The organism is Methylobacterium ajmalii (assembly GCF_036448855.1).
Taxonomy (GTDB): domain Bacteria; phylum Pseudomonadota; class Alphaproteobacteria; order Rhizobiales; family Beijerinckiaceae; genus Methylobacterium; species Methylobacterium ajmalii.
In genome coordinates this window covers 131,212-154,136 of sequence record NZ_JAZFXT010000026.1, presented here as the reverse complement: position 1 = coordinate 154,136, position 22,925 = coordinate 131,212, and the positions used below count along the sequence as shown (strand labels likewise).

Here is a 22,925-nt window from a genome sequence, read left to right as displayed (position 1 = left end):
GGAAACGGGTCAGTCAGTCCGTCCGCCCGATCCGGGCCGCCAGCGCCGGCGCCAGGCCGGTGCTCGGCTTCGGGTCGGGTCGCCGGAAGGTGCCGGCGGTCGCCTTGCGCGGCCGCTGCGCCGCCACCGCCTCGGCGAGCTTGACCGCCGCCACCACCTGGTCGACCACCGGGACGGGCAGGCGCTCGCGCACCCGGGCGGCGAGACCGGACAGGGGCGCGCCGGCGAAGATCAGCACGTCGGCGCCGTCCTCCTCGACCGTCGACCGGGCGAGGTCGAGGAGTTGCGCCTCCTTCTCCTCCTGGACGCCGGAGAGCGTCGCGAAGCGCCCCTCCAGCGCCCGCACACCGGCGCAGCGCCGCTCCAGCCCGTGGGCGGCGACGGTCTCTTCGTACCAGGGCACCAGAGCGCGCGCGAAGGTGACGAGGCCGAAGCGCCGGCCGAGCGTGCAGGCGGTGAGCATCGCGGCCTCCGCCAGGCCGATCACCGGATGGTCGAACAGCTCGCGGGCACCCGACAGGCCCGGATCGCCGAAGGCCGCGATGATCGCGGCATCGACCGGGGCTGCCTCGGCCAGCATCTCGAGCGCGATGGCCCCGCCGATCTGCGCCTCCGCTCGGGTCGCGATGTAGGGCACGCCCCGGGGCGCGGTGGCGGTGAGGATCTCGGTGCCGGGCGCGGCGACGGCCGCGGCGGTGGCGCGCATCAGCTCGGTCACGTCACGGCTGGTATTGGGGTTGAGGAGCAGCAGGCGCATCGGGGGTCTTTCGTCGGGCGGCCGGGGATCGGGCGAAGGCTCAGGCGGCGGCGGGCCGGGCGAGGCCGGCGAGCAGGGCCGTGCCGGTATGGCCGACATGCTCGGCGAGCAGGCGGCCGGCGCCCGCCGCGTCGCGGGCTTCGAGGGCGTCCAGGATCGCCCGGTGCTCGGCGACCGATTCGTCCCAGCGCGCCCGGCTGTCGAGGGCGCGGCGGCGGGCGATCTCGGCCCGCGCGTGCAGGGCCGCGTGCGCCTCCCGCAACGGCCCGTTGCGGGCGCACGCCACGATCAGGGCGTGGATCCGCTGGTTGAGGGCGAAGTACGGTGCGAGGTCGCCGGCGGCGTGATGCACCTCCATCTCGGCCTGGAGCCGACGCAGCCCTGAGAGGTCCGCCGCGGTGGCGCGCAAAGCCGTCAGCTCCGCCGCCGCCCGCTCGATGGCGGCGATCGCCTCGAACAGCTCGCTCACCGCGTCTGGCCGCAGCTCCGCCACGAGCGGCGAGCGGTTGGGGCGCAGCTCCACCAAGCCCTCGACGGCCAGCAGCTTCAGCGCCTCGCGCAACGGCGTGCGCGAGATGCCGAGCGCCGCCGACAGCTCGGTCTCGACCAGCGCGCTCCCTGCCGGCAGGGTGCCGGCGACGATCAGGGCGCGCAGGCGCTCCACCGCCTGATCGTGCAGGCCGCGCCGCGGGCTCAGGGCCTCGGGCTCCAGCAGCACCGGCTTGCGGGGGCGCCCGCGGGGGCGCCGGACCGGATCCATGCGTGTCCTCTTCCTCATCCTCACGGTTCGCGACCATAGCCGCCCCGACCGGCAGCGGGCGCATCAATTCAAGGCAATTCTGCTGTCTACCTCGTCATTTGGCACGAATTGCATGCAGAGCACCAAAAATGCGTTGCGCCGCCGTCCGGCCCGTCACACCCTGATCCCGCGGCACCCGGAACGCCGCGTTCGAGCGGCCGTCGGGCCCGAGCATCGACGCCGCCGCCCCACCGCGAGGTCTCTCCATGCGCCGTTCCCTCGGCCCCCTGCTGGCCGCCGCCCTGTGGTCCGTCACGCCCGGGTTCCTCGCCCCCGCCTTCGCCCAGGAAGCCCCGGTCAAGGTCGGCTACGCCAAGTGCGCCCATTGCCTGCCGGTCGCGCTGCTGCCGGGGCTCGCCAAGGGCGCGACGATCGAGGCCACCGGCTTCAATTCGGGCAACGACGTGCTCACCGCCCTGATCGCCAAGAGCCTCGACGTCGCGCAGGTGACCTACCTCCACTACGTCACCGCCCTCGACAAAGGCTTCGACATCGTGGCGGTGGCCGGCGAGGTGAATGGCGGCTCGGAATGCCTGTCGTCGAAGGCGCTGAACCTGACGGCCGACGACTGGGCCGGGTTCAAGGCCGCGGTCGAGAAGGCGAAGGCGGCGGGAACCCCGCTGAAGGTCGCGGCGTCCCGCGGCAACGCGCAGGACATCCACATGCGCGGCGCCTTCCTCAAGCAGGGCATCAACCCGAACAAGGACGTGCAGTTCGTCAACATCCCGAACCCGTCCGACCACCTCGCGGCGATGCAGCGGGGCGAGATCGACATGGTCTGCTCGGTCGAGCCCTTCGCCTCGCAGATCCGCATGGCGGGGGCCGCCGCACGTTTCGTGCTGCCCTACGACCAGGCGGCCGGCAACCTGACGAACCTGATCGTCACCCGCTCCGACGTGATCGCTAAGAACCGCGCCGGCGTGCAGGCGGTGGTCGATGCCGACGTGGCCCTGGTCGAGAAGCTGAAGGCCGACAAGGGCGTCTGGGTCGACGTCATCAACCAGAAGACCGGCCTGTCGAAGGAGGTCGCCGCCGCCGCGATCGAGAACGCCGAGCCCGATTACCGGATGCACCGCGCCAAGACCCTGGCGATCGCCGCGATGATGCGGGACCTGAAATACATCGGCCGCGACGTCTCGGCCGACGTGGAGAAGCACATGGACTTCTCGTTCCTCGAGGCCGCCACCAGGAAGACCCGCGATGGCCTCGGCTACTGAGACGGCGCCGCTCGCCCCCGCGACGCCGGCCCCCGCCCGCCGGCTGCCCCGGCGCCTCGTCGCCTTCGCCGAGCGGGCGGCGCTTCCGCTCCTCCTCGTCGCCGGCTGGGAGGCGTTTGCCCGCTCCGGCGCCCTGCCGGCGGCGCTCCTGCCGGCCCCGAGCGCCGTGCTGCACGCGCTGGGCGACTGGCTCTTCGGGATCGACGAGAGCACCCAGACCTATTCCGGCCACTGGGTGGCGGACGCGCTGGCGAGCCTGACCCGGGTCGCCGCCGGCTACGCCATCGCGGCGGTCTCGGCGGTTCTGATCGGGGTCGCGATCGGCTGGTGGCGGCTCGTCGAGCGCACCGTCGAGCCGACCCTGCAGATGCTGCGGCCGATCCCGCCGGTCTCGTGGATCCCGCTCGCCATCATCTGGTTCGGCATCGCCGACAAGCCGGCGATCTTCCTGGTCTTTCTCGGCGCGTTCTTCCCCGTCCTGATGAACACCATCCACGGGGTGCGCGGGGTCGACCGCAACCTGATCCGGGCCGGCGCGATGATGGGGGCCTCCGAGCGCCAGCTCCTCACCGACATCGTGCTGCCCGCCGCCCTGCCGTCGATCTTCTCGGGTCTTCGCATCGCCATCGGCTCGGCCTGGATGCTGACGGTGACCGCCGAGATGGTCGCGGTGAAGAGCGGGCTCGGCTACGTGCTGTGGGATTCCTACTACTTCCTGCGCTACGACATCGTGCTCGCCGCGATGATCTCGATCGGGCTGCTCGGATACCTGTCCGATCTCGGCCTCAAGGCGCTGATGGCCTCGGTGCTGCACTGGCAGAAGGGCACGACGGTGCAGGGGCGGTGACCCGCCCCGCTCCTTTCCCGCGGAGAATCCCATGAGCGCGATCGACCTCGCCGACGTCCAGAAAGTCTTTCGCGACCGCGACGGGCGCGACCTCGTGGCGGTGGACCGCACCCGGGCCACGATCGAGGCGGGCGAGTTCGTCTGCCTGCTCGGCCCCTCGGGCTGCGGCAAGTCCACCCTGCTCAACATGATCGCGGGCTTCGAGGCGCCGAGCACCGGCGAGGTTCGCGTCGCGGGCAGGCGGGTCGAGCGGCCGGGCGCCGACCGCGGCGTGGTCTTTCAGCAGCCGACGCTGATGCCCTGGCTCACGGTGATCGACAACGTCGCCTTCCATCTCAAGCTGAAGGGGATGGGCAAGGCCGAGCGGCACGAGCGGGCCAAGACCTACATCGATCTCGTCGGGCTCACCGGCTTCGAGCGGCACTACCCGGCGGAGCTCTCGGGCGGGATGAGTCAGCGGGTCGGCATCGCCCGGGCGCTCCTGATGAACCCGGCGGTGATCCTGATGGACGAGCCCTTCGCGGCCCTCGACGCCCAGACCAAGATCGAGATGCAGGAGGAGCTGGTCGCGATCTGGCAGCGGGTCGGCGCCACGGTGGTGTTCGTCACCCACTCGGTCGACGAGGCGCTGGTGCTGGCGAGCCGCATCGCCGTGATGAGCCGGCGCCCGGGCCGCATCCGCGAGTTCATCCCCTTCGATCTGCCCCGGCCGCGGGACGTGACGAGCCCGGACTTCAACGACATGAAGCGCCGGGTGCTCGGGATGATCCGCGAGGAATCGACCAGGAAGGCCGCCGCCTGATGATCCGCCTCGGCATGCTCACCCCGTCGTCGAACACCCGGCTCGAACCGGCGACCGCCGACCTCCTGCACGCCGCGCCCGGGATCACGGCGCACTTCTCGCGCTTTCGCGTCACCGAGATCACCCTGTCGGCGGCCGGGCTCGGGCAGTTCGACGAGGCGCCGATCCTGTCGGCCGCCGGGCTCCTCGCCGATGCCAAGGTCGACGCCATCGCCTGGAACGGCACCTCGGCGGCGTGGCTGGGCTTTGCCCGCGACGAGGCCCTGTGCGCCCGGATCACCGACGTCACCGGTATCCCGGCGGCGACCGCCGTGCTGGGCTTTCGCGATGCCTTCACCCGCGCGGGCATCCGCCGGGTCGGCCTCGTCACGCCCTATACCGGCGACGTGCAGGCCAGGATCCAGGCGAACTGGGGGGCGGCCGGGTTCGACTGCACGGCCGAGCGGCATTGCGGCCTGTCCGACAACTTCTCCTTCGCGGAGGTGCCGGTTTCCGAGGTCGCCGCCATGGCGCGGGCCGTGGCCGCCGAGGGCGCGCAAGCCGTGGCGATCGTCTGTACCAACATGGCGGGTGCGGCGATGGTCGAGGAGCTGGAGGCCGAGCTCGGCATCCCGGTCTTCGATTCGATCGCCGTCACCCTGTGGGCGGCCTTGCGCGCGGCGGGTGCCGATCCCGGCCGGATTACCGGCCGGGGCGGGCTGTTCCGGCTCTGACGGCGTGTCTGGTCGCTCTATCTCACCCTGGACCTTTTCCTGAGGTGTCGGTCGATTGACAATCGAATGACCTCGAAGGAGGTCTCCAGATATCGCTGCGATTCCTGGAGATCTGCTTCGAGACCCCTTTCAGTCGCACCTCAGGATGAGGTCATGGGTGGGATGGAAGTACATATCAGCATCACCCTTGATGCGTCGACGGGCTTTGATCTTCAGCGATCCGCCTTGTCGCCACTGACCGTGAGTTCGAGGTAACGTTGCGTCGTCGGCCGCACGAGGTCGGCCATCTTTTGCGCCATCGCCAGCTCCTCGCGCAGCGACAGCTCGAAGGCCGGCGGCCGGGCACCCTGGCCGGCGGCCTCGGCCAGCGTGGTCGGCGCGTCGTAGGCCGCCGCCTCGTCGTTCTCGAAGGCGCGATCGGCGAAGGCGTTCTTCAGGATCTCGTCCTGGCCCGGCGCGTGGGCCAAAGCCGCCATGTTGCCGATGAAACCGAGCCCGCCCTCCTTCAGGGCCGAGGGGCTCTCCGACATCGCCGCCAGCGCCTCGTCGAGCCGGTCGCGCGTCTCGGCGATGTGGCGGCGCAACGCCGCGTCCATGTTGGGATCGGCTGTCCGGGCCAACGTCGACCATCTGGGCCGGTTCGGGATAATACTCATACTGTAAAGGAGTATTTTGGGATCGATGTTGCGCGGAACGCGGGCAGGCAGAGGGCGTTGACCGCCCCCATCGGCGACGGGCCTTGAGCGCTCGATCGGCCGACGCTTGAGACGAGGGAGATCCGCATGACCGCTTCCCCGCCCCCCGTGCCGCCGGCCAACCGCTCCGACAAGGGACCGGGCAGCGCCGAGCGCGCCCCGACCGAGACCGGCGCCAAGGACACGGGCCAGACCCGTGATCCGGACAAGATCGGCCAGTCCGGCAACGCGAAGGTGAACACGACCCATCAGGGCCATCAGCAGGACCGCTGAACCGCGAAGGAGTCTCCGCACATGAGCACGTCGACCAAGACCGACGCCGCCGACCGCCATCACGGCGGCCCCGGCAGCAGCCATCAGCGGCCCGACCGGCCGGACCCCACCGCCCAGGCGGGTCCGGCCCCGGGAGAGGCCACCAGCGACAGCCGCTCGCACGTCTCGGGCGGCGGCGGCGAGCGCGACCGGCACCACGCCCACGACCCCGACGGCAAGGGCCGCTCGCCGCGTTCGCACTGAGCGTCGGTACGGCGCGCGGCCCGTGGTGTTTCCCGTGAAACCATCGGCCGCGCCCGGCACTCCGCCCGGCGCGGCTCACACTGGAGCATTCCAGCGGACCCCGTCGCCGCGCCCCGATCCCGTCACGGCCTCAGCGCGATATCGCCCAGGTCGTGCGGCACGCGGACATCCCTGACGTACCGCGTGCAGCAGGGAGCCGCCACGATGTCCGATCTCGCCCTTTCCCGGTCCGCCACCGGCCTCACCCGTCGCGCCGCCCTGATCGGCGCGGCGCTCGCGACCTGCGCGGTGCGCGGCGCCGCCGCGATGGAGGACGCCGCCGCCCGCCTCGCCCAGCTCGAGCGGCGCGACGGCGGCCGTCTCGGCGTCGAGGTCCGCGACACCGCCACCGGCCGGCGCTTCGGACACCGGGCCGACGAGCGCTTCCCGATGTGCAGCACCTTCAAGGCGATCGCCGCCGCCGCGGTGCTGGCCCGGGCGGACAAGGGCCAGGACGACCTGAACCGGCGCATCTCCTACGGCCGCGGCGACCTCCTCAGCTATGCTCCGGTGACGTCGAAGAACGTCGAGACCGGCATGACGCTGGCCGAGCTCTGCGCCGCCGCCGTGGTCTGGAGCGACAACACCGCCGCCAACCTGATGCTGGCCACGATGGGCGGTCCGGCCGGCATCACCGCCTTCGCGCGGGCGCACGGCGACGGCGTCACCCGCCTCGACCGTACCGAGCCGACGCTCAACACCGCGATCACCGGCGACCCGCGCGACACCACCACCCCGGCGGCGATGGTCGGGCTGCTCGACAACGTCCTGCTCGGCCAGGCCCTCTCGGCGGAATCGCGCGGCAAGCTCGTCGGCTGGATGCACGAGAGCCCGACCGGCCTCAAGCGCGTCCGCGCCGGTCTGCCGGAGGGGTGGCGCACGGCCGACAAGACCGGTACCGGCGACAACGGCACCGCCAACGTGGTGGCCCTGATCCACCGCCCGGACGGTGCGCCGATCCTCGCGGCGGTGTATCTCACCGGATCACCCGCCGAGCCCGCCGCGCGCGACACCCTGCACGCCGAGGTCGGCCGGCTGATCGCCCGGAGCTTCCCGGGCGCCTGATCCGCCCGCGAAGACGCCTCCTGCGAAGACCCGGCCACCGATGTCGAAGACCACCCGCGCCACGCAAGTCCTCGCCCGCGCCGGCATCCCGCACACGGTCCACGCCTACGACTACGACCCGGAGGCGACCCGCATCGGCCTCCAGGCCGCGGAGGCGATGGGCGTGTCGCCCGGCGAGGTGTTCAAGACCCTGATGGCCGCCGTCGACGGCAAGCCGGTCTGCGTGCTGGTGCCCTCCGACCGGGAGGTCTCGCTCAAGAAGCTCGCCGCGGCCTTCGCGGGCAAGTCCGCCGCGATGATGCGCCCGCCCGAGGCCGAGCGGCTGACCGGCTACCATGTCGGCGGCATCAGTCCGCTCGGGCAGAAGCGGGCGGTGCCGACCCTGGTCGACGCCGCCGCCCTCACGCTGCCCGAGATCTTCGTCAATGGTGGCCAGCGCGGGCTGCAGGTGCGGGTGAGGCCCGACGACCTCGTGCGCGTGCTGCAGGCGCGGACCGAGGCCGTGACCTGACAGAAACGCCCCGTTAACCACGATCCGCCAAGGCTGGTCCCGGATCGCAGGCGGGGACGTGGGATGGGTCACAGTGTGAGGCTCCTGGCGGGCGCGATCGTCCTCGGCCTCGCCGGGACGGCGATGGCGGCCGACATGCCCGAGCCGGGCTACTGGCCGGAGCCCCGCCGCGTGCCGGGCCCCGTTCTGGCCCCGCGCTACTTTCCCCGCGGCGATAGCGACGCCTCGCTCGGCACCCGGGGCGATCCCGGCTGCCAGGGCTTCGTGCCCACCAACGCGCCAGGCGATCCCACCTATGTCGGCTCGCCCTTCGGTATCGGCAAGCCGAGCTACTACGGCTTCCCGCCCCCGCGCGGCGTCGACGATCCGTACGGCCGGCGCCTCTCTCGGGGCTGCTGGTAGGTCGCCGGGTCGGGGATCGGCGCCGGGAGTGTCGCCGCCGACTACCTCGCCGGGACCGCGCACGTGGAACATCGCGACCGGCCTGAACGGAACGACCCCGTCGATGCCGCGCGGCGTCACGGGAGGGCGTCTCCTCGCGCAGCGCGGCGGCGTGCACGCCGATCACGGGATCGCCCTATCCCATTCTTTCGGCGTCGTGCAGTCCGCGATCGGCCGATCGCCTTCCTCCAAGGCTCCCCTGGCGCGGGCTCGTCGCGCCGATTACCGTCGCGCCGGTCCGACCGACAGGAGCCCCGCGCGATGACGCCACCCCCCTCCCCTTCCGCCGTCCTGCGCCTTGGCGACGTCGCCGCCCTGCGGGCGCAGGTGCGGGCCTGGCGGGAGGCCGGGGAGACCGTGGCTCTGGTGCCGACCATGGGGGCCCTGCACGAGGGGCACCTCGCCCTGGTGCGGCAGGCGCAGGCGCGCTGCCGGCGGGTCGTGGTCAGCATCTTCGTCAACCCGACGCAGTTCGGCCCCAACGAGGACTTTTCGCGCTATCCCCGCGTCCTGGAGGACGACATCGCGCTCCTCGCCGAGACCGGGGCGGATGCCGCCTACCTGCCCGACGTGGCGACGATGTACCCGCCGGGCTTCGCCACGACCGTGACGGTGGAAGGGCTGACGGACGTCCTGTGCGGCCCGGTGCGGCCGGGGCACTTCGCGGGCGTCGCCACCGTGGTGACGAAGCTGCTGCTCCAGGCCCTGCCCGACGTCGCGCTGTTCGGCGAGAAGGACTTTCAGCAGCTCCAGGTGATCCGGCGCGCGGCGCGCGACCTCGACGTCCCGGTGGCGATCGAGGGCGTGCCGACGGTGCGGGAGGCCGACGGCCTCGCCCTGTCGTCGCGCAACCGCTACCTCTCGGACGAGGAGCGGCGGGCCGCGCCGACGATCCACGCGGTGCTGCAGCGGGTGGCCGCGGCGGTGCGCGGCGGCGCGGCGACGGCGCCCGCCCTGGCGGAGGGCCGGGCCGCGCTCGAGGCGGCGGGCTTCGGGCCCGTGCAGTACCTGTCGGTGAACGACGCCGAGAGCCTGGCGCCGCTGGAGCGGGTCGCGGGCCCGGCCCGGGTGCTGGTGGCGGCCTATCTCGGCCGCACCCGCCTGATCGACAACGTCGCGGTCTGACGCGACCGCGACGGCGGGCGGGGTCCGGCCCCGCACGGGACGTCAGTCCCGCACGGGACGTCAGTCCCGCAGCAGGTCGTTGATCGCGGTCTTCGCCCGGGTGCCGGCATCGACGCGCTTGACGATGACGGCGCAGTAGAGCGACGGGCCCGGGGTGCCGTCCGGCAGCGCCTTGCCGGGCTGGGTGCCCGACACCACCACCGAGTAGGGCGGTACCCGGCCGTAGGTCACCTCGCCGGTGGCCCGGTCGATGATCTTGGTCGAGGCGCCGATATAGACGCCCATCGACAGCACGCTGCCCTCGCCGACGATCACGCCCTCGGCCACCTCGGCGCGGGCGCCGATGAAGCAGTTGTCCTCGATGATGACCGGGTTGGCCTGGAGCGGCTCGAGCACGCCGGCGATGCCGGCGCCGCCGGAGATGTGGCAGTGCTTGCCGATCTGGGCGCAGGAGCCGACCGTGGCCCAGGTGTCGATCATCGAGCCCTCGCCGACATGGGCGCCGAGATTGACGAAGGACGGCATCAGCACCACGCCGGGGGCGATGTGGGCGCCCCGGCGCACCACCGCGCCCGGCACCGCCCGGAAGCCCGCGGCGCGGAAGCGCGCGGCGTCCCAGCCCTCGAACTTCGACGGCACCTTGTCCCACCAGCCGCCGCCGCCGGGGCCACCCTCGATCAGCGCCATGTCGTTGAGGCGGAAGGAGAGCAGCACCGCCTTCTTGAGCCACTGGTTAACGTGCCAGTCGCCGCCCTCGGCCTTCTCGGCGACCCGCGCCTGACCGGAATCGAGCAGCGCCAGGGCGGCGTCGACCGCCTCGCGCACCGGCCCGCGCGTGTCCGCGCCGACAGCAGCGCGGTCCTCCCAGGCGGCTTCGATGGTCCGGGCGAGATCGGCGTGCGACATGGGAGGCGTCCAGGGCGGGAGGGAAGTCGTGTCGGCGTCCCCTCTATCAAAGCCTCGGGCCCGCTGTCACGCCGGGTCGGCGGCGCGGCTGCCGGCAAAGGTACGGGTCAGCGCGGCGAGCTCGTCGGCGAGCGCGTCGTGGATCACCGCGGCCGCGTCGGGAAACACCTCGAGCACCCGGCGCATGAGCGCCTGGGTGACGACCATCACCTCGACCGGCTCGTCCCCGGCCCGGGCCGTGCTCGGCCGCTCCAGGGGGAGGAACAGGGCGGTCTGCCCGATCAGCGCGGACGGCCCGGCCTCGACCGGCGCGCCGTGGGGCGAGCGCGGCTCCAGCACCACGATGCCGCTCGTCACCACGAACCCGCCATCGGCCGGCGCGCCGCGGGAGAACAGCACGGCGCCGGGCGCCAGCCGGCGGCGCTCGGCCGCGAACGAGATCAGCCGCAGGGCGTCCCGGTCCATCAATCCGAACAGCGGCGCCGCGGCCAGAATCGCGATGTCGTCGTCGAGCGCCAACGGCTCCGCTCTCCCCCTGCCGTGCAACCCCGGCGCGACCGTCCCGCCCCCGGGCGATCCGGCCAAGCTCTAGCCGATCCGGTGCCGCGGCACCATGCGCGCGGATCCCTCTTACGGTGTGTGGCCGCTCGCGCCGAACCCGGCCGGGCCTCCCCGCGACGCGGGCGTCACGCGACCTGCGCGCTCGTCGCGTCGTCGGCGGGCGCCGCCATCACGCGGTTGCGGCCCCGGCGCTTGGCCTCGTAGAGCGCCGCATCGGCGGCCGCGAAGCACCGGCCGCCGCTCTCGCCCGGGCCGGCCTCGGCGACGCCGAGGCTCACCGTGACGCCGCCGCCCTCGTTGCCGGCATGCGGGATCAGCAGCCGGGCCACCGCCAGGCGGATGCGCTCGGCACGAGCGACCGCCTCGGCGCGCGAGACGCCCGGCAGCAGCACGGCGAACTCCTCGCCGCCGATCCGGCAGGCGATCTCCGCCGGCCCGCGGATCTGGCGCTGCAGCACCCTGGCGACGGTGCGCAGCACCTCGTCGCCGGCGAGATGGCCGTAGGTGTCGTTGTAGACCTTGAACCGGTCGGCATCGAGGAGGACGAGGCTGAACGTCGCCCGGCGCGGCGCCTGCCCCCGTCCCATGTCCTGCTCCTGCGCCCGCGCGAAGGCCTCGTCGAAGTGGCGCCGGTTCGGAAGGCCGGTCAGCCCGTCGGTATGGGCGAGGCGGGCGAGATCGCGGTTGGCGTCGAGGGCGAGCGTCTCGGCCCGGCTGCGCCGTTCCAGCTCGCGCTGGAGCCGCAGGGTCAGCGCGATCATGCCGCCGCACAGGATCGCCACCAGCACGCCGATCGCGACGGCCTTTGGCCGCCACAGGGCCGTGATCACCTCGGTCGGCACCACCGCCGTGGCCACCAGCGGATGGTGGCCCACCCGGCAATAGGTGAACAGGGCCTCGACCCCGTCCGGGTGGCCGGTCGCGACGAACTGGCCCGCATTGCCCTCGAAGAAGCGGCGGAAATGCGCGAGGAACGACAGGTTCTGACCGATCATGCTCTCGACGACCGGGCTGCGCACCAGGAGCTCGCCGCTCTCGCGGAAGAACGCGATGCGGCTCTGGTCGCCGATGCTGAGGCGCGCGAACAGGCCGTTGAAGTAGCCGATGTCGATCGTGCCCATCACGACGCCGGCGAAGGCCCCGTCCGCATAGGCCAGGCGCCGGCTGAGCGGGATCACCCAGCGGCCATCCGGCGCCATGCGGAACGGCTTGCCGATGTAGAGCCCGACATCCTCCCGCTGCTTGTGGACCAGGAAGAAATCCGCCGAGGGGTAGGCCTGCGCCCGCGGCACGGCGCTCGCGGAATCGGCGAAGGCCTGCCCCTGCGGATCCAGCGCCAGGATCGCGCCCAGGCCGTTGGCCGTGGCGGCCCGGTCGAACAGCGCGAGCTGGCGCAGCTCCGGCGGACTCTCGTCGATCGCCGGGTTCTGCAGGCCGTCGACCACCGCCCGGATCGACAGGTCGTAGAACTCGATGTTGCGGTCGACCATGTGCTCGACCGCCTCGAGCAGGTTCTGCGACACCCGGCCGACCTGCTCCCAGGCGCTGCGACGCATCTGCATGACCGTCAGGCCGGAGGCGGCCCCGATCACCAGGGTGACGGCGACGATCGACCCGGCCAGCATGCGGGACGCGGCGGGACCCCGCCGACGGGCTCGAGGGTGCATCGGCGCTCCGTTGCGCAGTGCCTGCGATACGACCGGTGTATGACCCGAAGTCTAAGATTGGGTTGCGCCCGAGCCTTGCCCGGCCGCCGTTTCGGGCGGTGGCCGGCAGGCCCGGTTTACGGCTACGATCGGGCGCGGGATCCGCAGGGAAGGAACGATCATGGGCGGCGAGGCAAGGCCGGAAACGGACGAGGCGGGCGGGGCGCGCAGCGGGGACCGCGCGATGATCCCCCTCTCCCTGCGGGAGGAGATCGCCCGCCGCTACGGCACGCCGGCGGTCGTCGTCGACCTCGACCGGGTCGAGCGCAACATCGCCCGGCTCCAGGCCGCCTGCGACGCGGCCGGCCTCGCCAACCGCCCGCACATCAAGACCCACAAGAGCCCGGTCCTCGCCCGGATGCAGATCGCCGCCGGCGCGCGCGGCATCACCTGCCAGAAGCTCGGCGAGGCCGAGGTGATGGCGGCGGCCGGCATCGACGACATCCTGGTGAGCTACAACCTCGTCGGCCCGCACGCGGTCGGGCGCCTCGGACGCCTCCTGCGCGAGAGCCCGGTCCGGCTCACGGTCGCGGCCGACAACCCGGTGACCGTGGCGGGGCTGGAGGAGGCGGCGCGTGCCGGCGGCCGCACCCTCGACGTGGTGGTGGAGTGCGACACCGGCCGCAAGCGCGCCGGCGTCGAGACCCCGGGCGAGGCCGTGGCGCTCGCCCGCGACATCGCCGCCCGGCCCGGCCTCGCCTTCGCGGGCCTGCTGCTCTATCCCCCGGCCGGCGCCGCCGCCGGGGCCCAGGCCTTCCTCGACGAGGCGAAGGCGGGCCTCGCCGCCCACGGGCTCGAAGCCCGCATCGTCTCGACCGGCGGCACGCCGAACCTGCCGGAACTGGGCGAGATCCGCGGCGCCACCGAGCACCGGGCCGGCACCGTGATCTTCAACGACCGGATGATGATGGAAGCGGGCGTCGCCGGCCTGGAGGAGTGCGCGCTCGCCGTGCTCGCCCGGGTGGTGAGCCGGGCCGGCCCCGAGCGCGGCATCCTGGATGCCGGCTCGAAGACGCTCACCAGCGACACCGGCGGCGGGCTCGACGGGTTCGGGCTCTTGCCCGACCATCCGGGCGCCCGCATCCACGCCTTTGCCGAGGAGCACGGCTTCCTCGACCTCTCGGCCTGCACGGACCGCCCGCCGGTCGGGACGCTCGTCGAGGTGGTGCCCAACCACGTCTGCGTCGTCGTCAACATGGTCGACACGCTGGTGACGGTGCGCGGCGGCGCGATCGTCGGGACGCTGCCGGTGGCGGCGCGGGGGCTCATCGCGTCCTGAGCGCCCGCCGACGGCGGCCGCCGGGGCGGCGGCCTACGGCAGCAGCTTGTAGCCGCCGCCCTCCGTCACCAGGATCGAGGCGGTCGCCGGGTTCGGCTCGATCTTCTGGCGCAGGCGGTAGATGTGGGTCTCGAGGGTGTGGGTGGTGACCTGGGCGTTGTAGCCCCACACCTCGGCCAGCAGCGTGTCGCGCCCCACCACCTGCCGGCCGGCGCGGTAGAGGAAGCGCAGGATCGCGGTCTCCTTCTCGGTGAGCTTCAGCTTCGAGCCGCGCTCGCCGACCAGCAGCTTGGCACCCGGCCGGAAGGTGTAGGGGCCGATCTGGAACACCGCGTCCTCGCTCGCCTCGTACTGGCGCAGCTGGGCCCGGATGCGGGCGAGCAGCACCGCGAGCTTGAACGGCTTCGTCACGTAGTCGTTGGCGCCGGCATCCAGCCCCTGCACGGTGTCGGCATCCGAGGCCTGGCCGGTCAGCATGATCACCGGGCCGCGAAAGCCGCCATGGCGCATCTGCCGCACCGCCTCGCGCCCGTCGAGGTCGGGCAGGCCGACATCCATCACCACGAGGTCGATCCGCTCGGCGGCGACCCGCTCCATCGCGCCCTGCGCGGTCTCGGCGGTCACCACGTCGAAGGCGTCCGAGAGGGCGAGCTGCTCGGTCAGGGTGTCGCGCAGGGTCGGATCGTCGTCGACGACGAGCAGGCGGTGGGCGTTCGACATCGAACCGGCACTCTCGAACAGGACGGACGGCCGCCGGCCGGGCCCGGCCCTGCCGCCGGCCGGGGGCTGCGGTCCCGAACGGAGCGCAGCCTGGCAGCGTGCGGGGCAGAGTAGCGGAGCGGCAAGCCGCGGCAAGGGCCGGGGTCCCGCCTGTCCACGGCCCCGGTGCTCAGCCCCGCGGCGGCAACGGGCCCTCGGGACGGGGCGGGACTGGGCGCAGGTTGCTCGGCGCGGCAAGCTCCGGGCGCGCGACCGCCACCGGGCAGGCCTGGAGCCAGAGATAGGCCCGCAGCGCCAGCCAGGCATCCTCCAGCGCGCCGTGCCGGGCGCCGGACCGGGCGAGCCCGATGCGGCGGCACACCGCGTCGAGGGCGGCCCGGCCCTTCTCGCCCCGGCGGCGATAGGCCTCCATGGTGCAGTAGACCCTGGGCGCGACCGGCGGCAGCCCGGCCAGCGCCATCTCGCGGTTGAGGAGGCCGAGGTCGAAGGCGGCATTGTGTGCGACGACGAGGTCTGCCCCCGCCAGGACCTGCGCCAGGGCCGGGAGATGCAGCGCCGCCGGATCCTGATGGCGCAGCAGCCAGTCGTCGTAGCCGTGCACCGCCAGCGCCGCCGGATGGCTCGGCCGCCCCGGATCGACGACCAGGTGATGGCAGACGATCTCGGGCCGGCCGGCGGCGAGGGAGGCGGTGGCGAGCGCGACGGCGCCGACGCTCACCATCCGGTCGCCCGCCGAGAGGCCGGTGGCCTCGACGTCGAGGGCGACGAGGCGCGGCGGCAGCCAGCCGAGCCAGTCCGGGACGGGGGATGGGGTCGGCTCCGGCATCGCGTCGAGGAGTTCACCCGGTGATCGTGGATCGGCCCCGCGCGCGGCCGGCGCCGGGCGCTCCGTCGCGGCGCTGGAGCCGGCGCGGACGGAGCCTTAAAGAGGAGGACGATGAAGCGCACCACCCTTTCGCACCTGCGGGTCCGCCCGAACCCCCTCGACCGCCGCCGCGGCACCCTGATCGCCGGCCCGGTGCTGATCCCCTGCGCGCTGGGCAAGGGCGGCCAGCGGCAGGTGAAGCGCGAGGGCGACGGCGCCTCGCCGCGCGGCACGTTCCGGCTGCGCGGCGGCTTCTACCGGCCCGACCGGCTCGGGACCCGGCCGCCGACCGCCCTCCCCTTGCGGGCGATCCGCCCCAGCGACGGCTGGTGCGACGACCCGCGCGACCGGCGCTACAACCGGCCGCTCGCCCTGCCAGCCCCGGGCATCAGCGCCGAGGCGATGTGGCGCGACGACGGGCTCTACGACCTCGTGATCGACCTCGATTACAACCGCGGCCCGATCCGCCCCGGGCATGGCAGCGCCATCTTCCTGCACGTCGCCCGGCCGGGCTTCCGGCCGACCGAGGGCTGCGTCGCGCTGCGCCGCCCCGACCTGGTGCGGCTCCTGCGCCGCCTCGGCCCCGGCACACGCCTGACGATCTGAGAAAGATCTTCTCCAATCCTGCGCTGCATTGGACGGGGTTCCTCCCCGTCGAACCATGCTGCAAGGCACAACGAAATCTTTAAATTTGGTAACGCTGCCACACTCGCGCACCGCGAGGACATGCGCTAGGGTTCGGCTGCCACACAAAAACCGCACGGGACGCAGGGAGAGACGCATGCTCGACGCCTACACCGCGACCGAGATCGTTCGGGCCCGCCAGATCCATGCCGTCGAGGGGCCGCGCGGCACCCTCTGGAACGGCTCCGCCCGCTACCGCGACGGGCTGCCGAACTCCCCCGTGCTGCTGACGGACGAGGACCGCGTCCGTTTCCTGGAGCAGGCGCGGGAAGAGATCCGCTGCCTGCACGCCAATTGACGACGGTGCGTCAGCCCTTCGTTTCGTCCTCGGCGGCGTCCTCAGCGGCGTCCTTGGGCTGACGCGCTCCGAAGATCGCGCTGCCGACCCGCACGTGGGTCGCCCCCATCTGGATCGCCGCCGGATAGTCGGCGCTCATCCCCATCGACAGGAGCGGCAGGGCGTGGCGGCGGGCGATCGCCGCCAGCAGGCCGAAATGCGCCGAGGGCGGATCCTCCGCCGGGGGAATGCACATCAGGCCCGACACCGTGAGGCCGTGCACGTCCCGGCACTCGGCCAGGAAGGCCTCGACCGCGCCGGGCGCCACGCCGCCCTTCTGCGGCTCCTCGCCGGTATTGACCTGCACCAGCAGGCGCGGATGCCGGCCGCTGCGCCGGATCTCCTTGCCCAGAGCCGCGGCGAGCGAGGTCCGGTCCAGGGTATGGATCACGTCGAACAGCTCGACCGCCTCGCGGGCCTTGTTCGATTGCAGCGGGCCGATCAGGTGCAGCTCGACGTCGGGACAGGACTCGCGCAGGGCCGGCCACTTGGCCTTCGCCTCCTGGACGTAGTTCTCGCCGAAGCAACGCTGCCCGGATTCCAGCGCCGGCCGGATCCCCTCCGGGGGAACCGTCTTCGACACCGCGATCAGGGCGACACCGGCGGGATCGCGCTCGCTGTCCTCGGCCGCCCGGGCGATCGCCGAGCGCACCTCGGCCAGGTTCGACGTGACGGTCTGCGGGTCGATCATGACCGGCGCCTCTCCATTGTTGACCCTCGGGACCAAACCGTGTCCTAGTCCGCCGGCGCCGCGCCGAGCAAGCTCAACCGTTTGCGGCCGTGACGTTTTCCCTTCATCCCTGCCGCCGGTGCTCACGGCGCCGGCGCCGACCGGTCGCAAAGACGCCGCCCATGGCCGAACGTTACAACGCGAAGGATTCCGAGCCCCACTGGCAGCAGGTGTGGGCCGAGCGCGAGATCTTCCGCACCCGCAACGACGATCCTCGTCCGAAATACTACGTCCTCGAGATGTTCCCGTATCCGTCGGGGCGCATCCACATGGGCCACGTCCGCAACTACGCCATGGGCGACGTGGTCGCGCGCTACAAGCGCGCCAAGGGCTTCAACGTCCTGCACCCGATGGGCTGGGACGCCTTCGGCCTGCCGGCCGAGAACGCCGCGATGCAGAACAAGGTCAACCCGCGGGACTGGACCTACGCCAACATCGCCACGATGCGGACGCAGCTCCAGTCGATGGGCCTGTCGCTGGACTGGAGCCGCGAGATCGCGACCTGCGATCCCGAATACTACAAGCACCAGCAGCGGATGTTCCTGGATTTCCTGAAGGCCGGGCTGGTCTCGCGCCGCACCGCCAAGGTGAACTGGGACCCGGTCGACCACACCGTGCTGGCCAACGAGCAGGTGATCGACGGGCGCGGCTGGCGCTCCGGCGCGCTGGTCGAGCAGCGCGAGCTGACCCAGTGGTTCTTCAAGATCACCGATTTCGCCCAGGACTTGGACGACCGGCTCGACACGCTGGAGCGCTGGCCGGAGAAGGTCCGGCTGATGCAGCGCAACTGGATCGGCCGCTCGGAGGGGCTGGAGCTGCGCTTCGCCCTCGAGACGGCGCCCGAGGGCGCGGCCTCCGAGGTGACGGTCTACACCACCCGCCCCGACACGCTGTTCGGCGCGAAGTTCCTGGCGGTCGCCGCCGACCATCCGCTCGCCGCCGCGGTGGCGAGGGACAATCCGGCGCTGCAGGACTTCATCGCCGAGTGCCGGCGCATGGGTACGGCGCAGGCGGCGATCGACACGGCGGAGAAGCTCGGCTTCGACACCGGCCTGAAGGTCCGCCATCCGCTCGACCCGTCCTGGACCCTGCCGGTCTACGTCGCGAATTTCGTGCTGATGGAGTACGGCACCGGCGCGGTGTTCGGCTGTCCGGCGCACGACCAGCGCGACCTCGACTTCGCCAACAAGTACGGCCTGGGCAACACCCCGGTCGTGTGCCCGCCGGACCAGGACCCCGCCGGTTTCACGATCACCGACACCGCCTATGACGGTGACGGCCGGATGATCAACTCGCGCTTCCTCGACGGGATGGACACCGACACGGCGTTCAAGACCGTCGCCGACCGCCTGGAGGCCGAGACCCTCGACGGCGCCTCCGTCGGCAAGCGCCGGGTGCAGTTCCGCCTGCGCGACTGGGGCGTGTCGCGCCAGCGCTACTGGGGCTGCCCGATCCCGGTGATCCACTGCGATGCCTGCGGTGCGGTGCCGGTGCCGGTCGCCGACCTGCCGGTGCGGCTGCCCGAGGAGGTCTCGTTCGACGTGCCGGGCAACCCGCTCGAGCGCGATGCCGCGTGGCGCAACGTGCCGTGCCCGTCCTGCGGCAAGCCGGCACGGCGCGAGACCGACACGATGGACACCTTCGTCGACTCGTCCTGGTACTTCGCCCGCTTCACCGCGCCGTGGCTGGAGGATGCGCCGACCGACAAGGCGGTGGCCGATCACTGGCTGCCGGTCGACCAGTATATCGGCGGCATCGAGCACGCGATCCTGCACCTGCTCTATTCCCGCTTCTTCATGCGGGCGATGCGCCAGACCGGCTGGGCCGGTGTCGACGAGCCCTTCGCGGGCCTGTTCACGCAAGGCATGGTCGTCCACGAAACCTACCGCGACGAGGCCGGCGCCTGGGTGCAGCCGGTCGATGTCCGGATCGTCAGCGAGGACGGCGCCCGCAAGGCGTTTCACGTGAAAACCGAGGCGCCGGTCACGATCGGCGCGATCGAGAAGATGTCGAAGTCGAAGAAGAACGTCGTTGACCCCGACGACATCATCGCTTCGTACGGCGCCGACACCGCCCGCTGGTTCATGCTCTCGGACTCGCCGCCGGAGCGCGACGTGATCTGGACCGAGGATGGTGTCCAGGGAGCCTCGCGCTTCGTCCAGCGCGTCTGGCGCATGGTGGGCGAGGTCGCCGAGGGTGGGGCCGAGCCGGCCGGCACGGGCAACGACGCGGTGCTGAAGGCCGCGCACAAGGCGCTGGCCGCCGTCGGCGAGGACATCGAGCGCCTGCGCTTCAACCGCTGCGTCGCCCATGTCTACGAACTGGCGAACAGCCTGCAGGAGGCGGTCGCGGCCGAGCGCGGCCACGCCCCCTCCCCCGCCCTGCGCGAGGCGACCCTGATCTTGGTGCAGCTCATCGCCCCGATGATGCCGCACCTGGCCGAGGCCTGCTGGACGGCGCTCGGGCAGGACGGCTTGGTGGCCGAGGCGGGCTGGCCGGAGGTCCGCGGCGACCTCCTGGTCGAGGACAGCGTGACGCTGCCGGTCCAGATCAACGGCCGCAAGCGCGCCGACGTGACGGTGCCGCGGGACGCCGACCAGGCCGCGGTGCAGGCCGCCGTGCTGGCGCTCGAGCCGGTGCAGCGCGCGCTCGAGGGCAAGCCGCCCCGCAAGGTGATCGTTGTGCCGCTGCGCATCGTCAACATCGTCGTCTGACCGCGGCGACGCTCCGAGCCTCCCGAAGGGCCCGGCGATCCGACGATCGCCGGGCCCTTCGTACGTCGGCGCCGTCCCCGCTATTCTTTCCCGTCGGGGCGTACGGCCCTGCTGTCGCCGCAGAAATTCTTTAGGCTCCGCCCCTACCCTGACGGCCCGCGAGGCCGGGATTCGTCGGGGTGCTCCCCGGGAGCGCTCGGCCACTTGGCAGAGCTCCGGCGGGGCGGTAACGGGACGTGTGGCGGCAGGACGGACCTTCATGACAGGCTTCATGGCAGGCAGCACGGTGAAGACGGCGCGGAACCTCACTCTCGTCGCCACCCTGGCGCTCGGCCTCTCGGCCTGCTTCCGCCCGCTCTACGGGCCGACCGCGTCCGGCGCCCCCTTGAGCGCCGTGCTGGCCTCGATCCAGGTCGACCCGGCCAAGACCGCCCAGGGCCAGGAACGCCTCGGCCACTACCTGCGCAGCGAGCTGGTGTTCGACCTCGACGGCTCGGGCCAGCCCTCGGACAAGAAGTACCGCCTGACGCTCACCGCCAGCGAGACGGTGCAGACCCCGATCGTCAGCTCGATCACCGGGCGGGCGGAATCGGCCACCCTGCTCGGTACCGCCGCCTACAAGGTCCAGACGCTGTCGGGCGACCGCACCCTCACCGAGGGCGTGGCCCAGGGCACCGCCACCTACGACCGCTCGTCCCAGCGCTTCGCCAGCCTGCGCGCCGCCCGCGACGCCGAGATCCGGCTCGCCAAGCTCCTCTCCGAGCAGATCAAGACGCGCGTCGCCGCGATCCTGGCGACCCAGCCCTGAGCGCGTCGTGACCGCCGTCAAGGCCGGCGAGGTCGAGGGGCTGCTGCGCCGCGGCCCCGACCCGCGCATCGCCGTGATCCTTGTCTATGGCCCGGATACCGGCCTCGTCGCCGAGCGCGCCCGCCTGCTCGCCGAGAAGGCGGTAGACGATCCCGCCGATCCCTTCGCCCTGGTCAAGCTCGACGGCGACGTGCTGGCGAGCGATCCCGGCCGCCTCGTCGACGAGGCCGCCACGGTCGGGCTGTTCGGCGGCAAGCGGGCGGTCTGGGTGCGCCCCGGCAGCCGCAACTACGCCCCGGCGGTCGAGGCCGCGCTCAAGCAGGAGGGTGCCGACACCCGGATCGTGGTGGAGGCCGGCGACCTCGCCAAGTCGGCGCCCCTGCGGGTGGTCTGCGAGCGCTCGCCCCGGGCACTCGCCATCCCCTGCTACGCCGACGATGCCGGCACGCTCGCCGACCTGATCGACCGGACGCTCCGGACCGACAACCTGCGCATCACCCGCGATGCCCGCGACCTCCTCGCCGCCGGCCTCGGCGGCGACCGGCGGGCGAGCCTCGGCGAGATCGAGAAACTGGCGCTCTACGCTCGCGGTCAGGGCGAGATCGGGATCGAGGATGTCGAGGCGATCGGCAGCGATGTCTCGGGCTCGATGCTCAACACCCTGGTCGACGCCGCCTTCGCCGGGCGGATCGCCGAGACCGAGCGCAGCTATCGCCGCTTCCAGATCGAGGGCATGGATGCCTCGGTGATGCTCGGCGCCGCGCTCCGCCACGCGCTGACGCTGCTCGCCACCCGTCTCGACGGCGAGGGCAAGAGCCCGGGCGCGATGGTGGCGGGCTGGCGCGGCCTGCATTTCCGCCGCCAACGCATCGTCGAGACGCAGCTCGCCCGCTGGAGCCCGGCCTCCTTGCGCAGGGCGGTGACGCTGCTGCAGGACGCGGTGCTGGGCGCCCGCCGAGCCGGCGGCGACTTCTCGCACGCCATCGCGGCCGACCTCTTCCTGCGCCTCGCCAGCGAGGCGGCGCGGCGGGGGTGAAGGCCCCCTCCCCCCTCGTCGCGGCGGCCGGTTCGGCCCCGCAACGGCGGGCCCCTGATCCGCCCGCCGAAACGAGATCCTCGGCCCGTGGATGAGGCGACGGCCTCTCGCGAAAAAGGCCGGACCGTTCCGGTCCGGCCCTCGCCTCATTCGCCGATCTGCATTTCCAGCCGCCGGCAGAGTCCGTCGAGCTGGTCGAGGCTGGCGTAGCGCAGCCGCACCTCGCCGCCGCCGCCCTTGGCATCGATCGACACCACGACGCCGAGGGCGTCCTCGAGGCGGCGCTCCAGGGCGCGAGTATCGGCGTCCTTCTCGACCGCGGCCTTGCGCGGCCGGCCGGGGCGCGGCCCAGTGCCGGCCTGCTCGCCGGCGGCGAGCGCCTCGACCTCGCGCACCGTCATCCCGTCCTCGATCACCCGGCGGGCGATGCCTTCCGGGTCCTTGACCGACAGGAGCGCGCGGGCATGGCCCGCGGTCAGGCTGCCGGCGACGACGTGCTCCTGGACCGAGGGCGGCAGCTGCAGGAGGCGGAGCGTGTTGGCGAGATGGCTGCGGCTCTTGCCGATGATCTCGGCGAGCTCGGTCTGGGTGTAGCGGAACTCGCTCATCAGCCGCTCGTAGCCCGCCGCCTCCTCGATGGCGTTCAGGTCGGCGCGCTGGACGTTCTCCAGGATAGCGAATTCGAGCGAGGTGCGGTCGTCGATCTCGACCGTGACCACCGGCACCTCGTGCAGGCCGGCGCGCTGCGCCGCCCGCCAGCGCCGCTCGCCGGCGACGATCTCGAACGCGTCCGGCAGGTTGGCCAGCGCCCGCACGACGATCGGCTGGATCACCCCGCGGGTGCGGATCGAGGCCGACAGCTCCTCGAGCTCGGTCTCGGCGAAGTGGCGGCGGGGGTTACGCGGGTTCGGCCGCAGGAACTCGATCGGAACCCGCCGCTGCCCGGCCTTCGGCTTCTCCGTGGCGGCCGGGATGTCCTCGCCGAAATCGCCGATCAGCGCCGCGAGACCCCGCCCGAGGCGCGGTCGCGCTCCCTCCTCCGCCATGCCCTT

26 protein-coding genes are annotated in these 22,925 nt (G+C 72.5%); 16 read left to right on the top strand and 10 right to left on the bottom strand.

Features of this window, described 5'->3' with window-relative positions; all coding sequences use genetic code 11:
* Positions 1-13: 13 nt before the first annotated feature.
* Positions 14-757 (bottom strand): aspartate/glutamate racemase family protein, encoded by a 744-nt coding sequence (locus tag V3T34_RS12365; RefSeq protein WP_305076499.1) that lies wholly within the window; start codon positions 755-757, stop codon positions 14-16.
* A gap of 40 nt (positions 758-797) precedes the next feature.
* The gene (locus V3T34_RS12360) at positions 798-1,517 is read right to left on the bottom strand and encodes a GntR family transcriptional regulator (protein ID WP_305076500.1); all 720 of its coding nucleotides are present in this window, start codon (positions 1,515-1,517) and stop codon (positions 798-800) included.
* Between the two features lie 245 nt (positions 1,518-1,762).
* On the opposite strand from V3T34_RS12360, the gene V3T34_RS12355 reads away from it, so the two are divergent.
* From V3T34_RS12355 to V3T34_RS12340, 4 genes are read left to right on the top strand one after another with little or no spacing between them, the layout of a single operon-like run.
* Positions 1,763-2,773 carry an ABC transporter substrate-binding protein gene (locus V3T34_RS12355; RefSeq protein ID WP_305076501.1) on the top strand — a complete coding sequence of 337 codons (1,011 nt, stop codon included), beginning with the start codon at positions 1,763-1,765 and terminating at the stop codon, positions 2,771-2,773.
* Positions 2,757-3,620 (top strand): ABC transporter permease, encoded by an 864-nt coding sequence (locus V3T34_RS12350; protein ID WP_091882977.1) that lies wholly within the window; start codon positions 2,757-2,759, stop codon positions 3,618-3,620. Before V3T34_RS12355 ends, V3T34_RS12350 begins: the two co-directional genes overlap by 17 nt.
* Before the next feature lie 31 nt (positions 3,621-3,651).
* On the top strand, positions 3,652-4,422 hold the full coding sequence (locus V3T34_RS12345) for an ABC transporter ATP-binding protein (protein ID WP_060845341.1): 771 nt from the start codon (positions 3,652-3,654) through the stop codon (positions 4,420-4,422).
* Entirely contained in the window at positions 4,422-5,135 is a 714-nt protein-coding gene (locus V3T34_RS12340) for a maleate cis-trans isomerase family protein (protein WP_305076502.1), read from the top strand. Before V3T34_RS12345 ends, V3T34_RS12340 begins: the two co-directional genes overlap by 1 nt.
* Before the next feature lie 212 nt (positions 5,136-5,347).
* Here V3T34_RS12340 and V3T34_RS12335 read toward each other — a convergent pair whose 3' ends face one another.
* On the bottom strand, positions 5,348-5,755 hold the full coding sequence (locus V3T34_RS12335; protein ID WP_305076503.1) for a DUF892 family protein: 408 nt from the start codon (positions 5,753-5,755) through the stop codon (positions 5,348-5,350).
* Between the two features lie 162 nt (positions 5,756-5,917).
* Here V3T34_RS12335 and V3T34_RS12330 point away from each other — a divergent pair, with 162 nt between their 5' ends.
* The 6 genes from V3T34_RS12330 to panC all read left to right on the top strand — a co-directional run bounded on the left by V3T34_RS12330 (position 5,918) and on the right by panC (position 9,527).
* Positions 5,918-6,103, top strand: a complete 186-nt coding sequence (locus V3T34_RS12330) for a hypothetical protein (protein ID WP_060845339.1) — start codon at positions 5,918-5,920, stop codon at positions 6,101-6,103.
* Between the two features lie 21 nt (positions 6,104-6,124).
* Complete coding sequence (locus tag V3T34_RS12325) at positions 6,125-6,346, top strand: hypothetical protein (protein WP_060845338.1); 222 nt, start codon at positions 6,125-6,127, stop codon at positions 6,344-6,346.
* A 204-nt stretch (positions 6,347-6,550) separates the two neighbouring features.
* The gene (gene bla / locus V3T34_RS12320; RefSeq protein ID WP_305076504.1) at positions 6,551-7,450 is read left to right on the top strand and encodes a class A beta-lactamase; all 900 of its coding nucleotides are present in this window, start codon (positions 6,551-6,553) and stop codon (positions 7,448-7,450) included.
* Between the two features lie 40 nt (positions 7,451-7,490).
* Positions 7,491-7,961 carry a Cys-tRNA(Pro) deacylase gene (gene ybaK, locus V3T34_RS12315; RefSeq protein WP_305076505.1) on the top strand — a complete coding sequence of 157 codons (471 nt, stop codon included), beginning with the start codon at positions 7,491-7,493 and terminating at the stop codon, positions 7,959-7,961.
* A gap of 75 nt (positions 7,962-8,036) precedes the next feature.
* A complete protein-coding gene (locus tag V3T34_RS12310; RefSeq protein WP_305076506.1) occupies positions 8,037-8,363 on the top strand; it encodes a hypothetical protein in 327 nt (108 codons plus the stop codon).
* Between the two features lie 300 nt (positions 8,364-8,663).
* Positions 8,664-9,527: a pantoate--beta-alanine ligase gene (gene panC, locus V3T34_RS12305; protein WP_305076507.1), complete on the top strand. Its 864-nt coding sequence runs from the start codon at positions 8,664-8,666 to the stop codon at positions 9,525-9,527.
* Between the two features lie 60 nt (positions 9,528-9,587).
* Here panC and dapD read toward each other — a convergent pair whose 3' ends face one another.
* The 3 genes from dapD to V3T34_RS12290 all read right to left on the bottom strand — a co-directional run bounded on the left by dapD (position 9,588) and on the right by V3T34_RS12290 (position 12,619).
* Positions 9,588-10,433 (bottom strand): 2,3,4,5-tetrahydropyridine-2,6-dicarboxylate N-succinyltransferase, encoded by an 846-nt coding sequence (dapD, locus tag V3T34_RS12300; RefSeq protein ID WP_060845333.1) that lies wholly within the window; start codon positions 10,431-10,433, stop codon positions 9,588-9,590.
* 66 nt (positions 10,434-10,499) lie between these two features.
* A complete protein-coding gene (locus V3T34_RS12295; RefSeq protein WP_060845332.1) occupies positions 10,500-10,952 on the bottom strand; it encodes a Crp/Fnr family transcriptional regulator in 453 nt (150 codons plus the stop codon).
* Between the two features lie 167 nt (positions 10,953-11,119).
* Positions 11,120-12,619, bottom strand: a complete 1,500-nt coding sequence (locus V3T34_RS12290; RefSeq protein WP_060845331.1) for a sensor domain-containing diguanylate cyclase — start codon at positions 12,617-12,619, stop codon at positions 11,120-11,122.
* A gap of 268 nt (positions 12,620-12,887) precedes the next feature.
* On the opposite strand from V3T34_RS12290, the gene V3T34_RS12285 reads away from it, so the two are divergent.
* Positions 12,888-13,979, top strand: a complete 1,092-nt coding sequence (locus V3T34_RS12285) for an alanine racemase (protein WP_407942702.1) — start codon at positions 12,888-12,890, stop codon at positions 13,977-13,979.
* A 33-nt stretch (positions 13,980-14,012) separates the two neighbouring features.
* Here the strand turns inward: V3T34_RS12285 and V3T34_RS12280 are convergent, their stop codons facing one another.
* Together V3T34_RS12280 and V3T34_RS12275 are read right to left on the bottom strand one after the other, a co-directional pair.
* Positions 14,013-14,699, bottom strand: coding sequence for a response regulator transcription factor (locus V3T34_RS12280; protein ID WP_060845330.1), 687 nt, complete (start codon positions 14,697-14,699; stop codon positions 14,013-14,015).
* A 169-nt stretch (positions 14,700-14,868) separates the two neighbouring features.
* Positions 14,869-15,525 carry a 3'-5' exonuclease gene (locus tag V3T34_RS12275; protein ID WP_091882955.1) on the bottom strand — a complete coding sequence of 219 codons (657 nt, stop codon included), beginning with the start codon at positions 15,523-15,525 and terminating at the stop codon, positions 14,869-14,871.
* 111 nt (positions 15,526-15,636) lie between these two features.
* Between V3T34_RS12275 and V3T34_RS12270 the strand changes: the two genes are divergently transcribed.
* Positions 15,637-16,170, top strand: coding sequence for a L,D-transpeptidase family protein (locus V3T34_RS12270; RefSeq protein WP_305076511.1), 534 nt, complete (start codon positions 15,637-15,639; stop codon positions 16,168-16,170).
* Between the two features lie 175 nt (positions 16,171-16,345).
* Entirely contained in the window at positions 16,346-16,546 is a 201-nt protein-coding gene (locus V3T34_RS12265) for a hypothetical protein (RefSeq protein ID WP_048427522.1), read from the top strand.
* A 10-nt stretch (positions 16,547-16,556) separates the two neighbouring features.
* On the opposite strand, the gene V3T34_RS12260 is transcribed toward V3T34_RS12265, so the two are convergent.
* Positions 16,557-17,276: a YggS family pyridoxal phosphate-dependent enzyme gene (locus tag V3T34_RS12260; protein ID WP_305076512.1), complete on the bottom strand. Its 720-nt coding sequence runs from the start codon at positions 17,274-17,276 to the stop codon at positions 16,557-16,559.
* Positions 17,277-17,437: 161 nt separating this feature from the next.
* Between V3T34_RS12260 and leuS the strand changes: the two genes are divergently transcribed.
* From leuS to holA, 3 genes are all read left to right on the top strand, one after another.
* Positions 17,438-20,029, top strand: coding sequence for a leucine--tRNA ligase (gene leuS / locus V3T34_RS12255; protein WP_305076513.1), 2,592 nt, complete (start codon positions 17,438-17,440; stop codon positions 20,027-20,029).
* A 271-nt stretch (positions 20,030-20,300) separates the two neighbouring features.
* Complete coding sequence (gene lptE, locus V3T34_RS12250; RefSeq protein ID WP_060849138.1) at positions 20,301-20,837, top strand: LPS assembly lipoprotein LptE; 537 nt, start codon at positions 20,301-20,303, stop codon at positions 20,835-20,837.
* Positions 20,838-20,844: 7 nt separating this feature from the next.
* Complete coding sequence (holA, locus tag V3T34_RS12245) at positions 20,845-21,873, top strand: DNA polymerase III subunit delta (RefSeq protein ID WP_305076514.1); 1,029 nt, start codon at positions 20,845-20,847, stop codon at positions 21,871-21,873.
* A 146-nt stretch (positions 21,874-22,019) separates the two neighbouring features.
* On the opposite strand, the gene V3T34_RS12240 is transcribed toward holA, so the two are convergent.
* Positions 22,020-22,919, bottom strand: coding sequence for a ParB/RepB/Spo0J family partition protein (locus V3T34_RS12240; protein WP_060845324.1), 900 nt, complete (start codon positions 22,917-22,919; stop codon positions 22,020-22,022).
* Between the last annotated feature and the right edge of the window lie 6 nt (positions 22,920-22,925).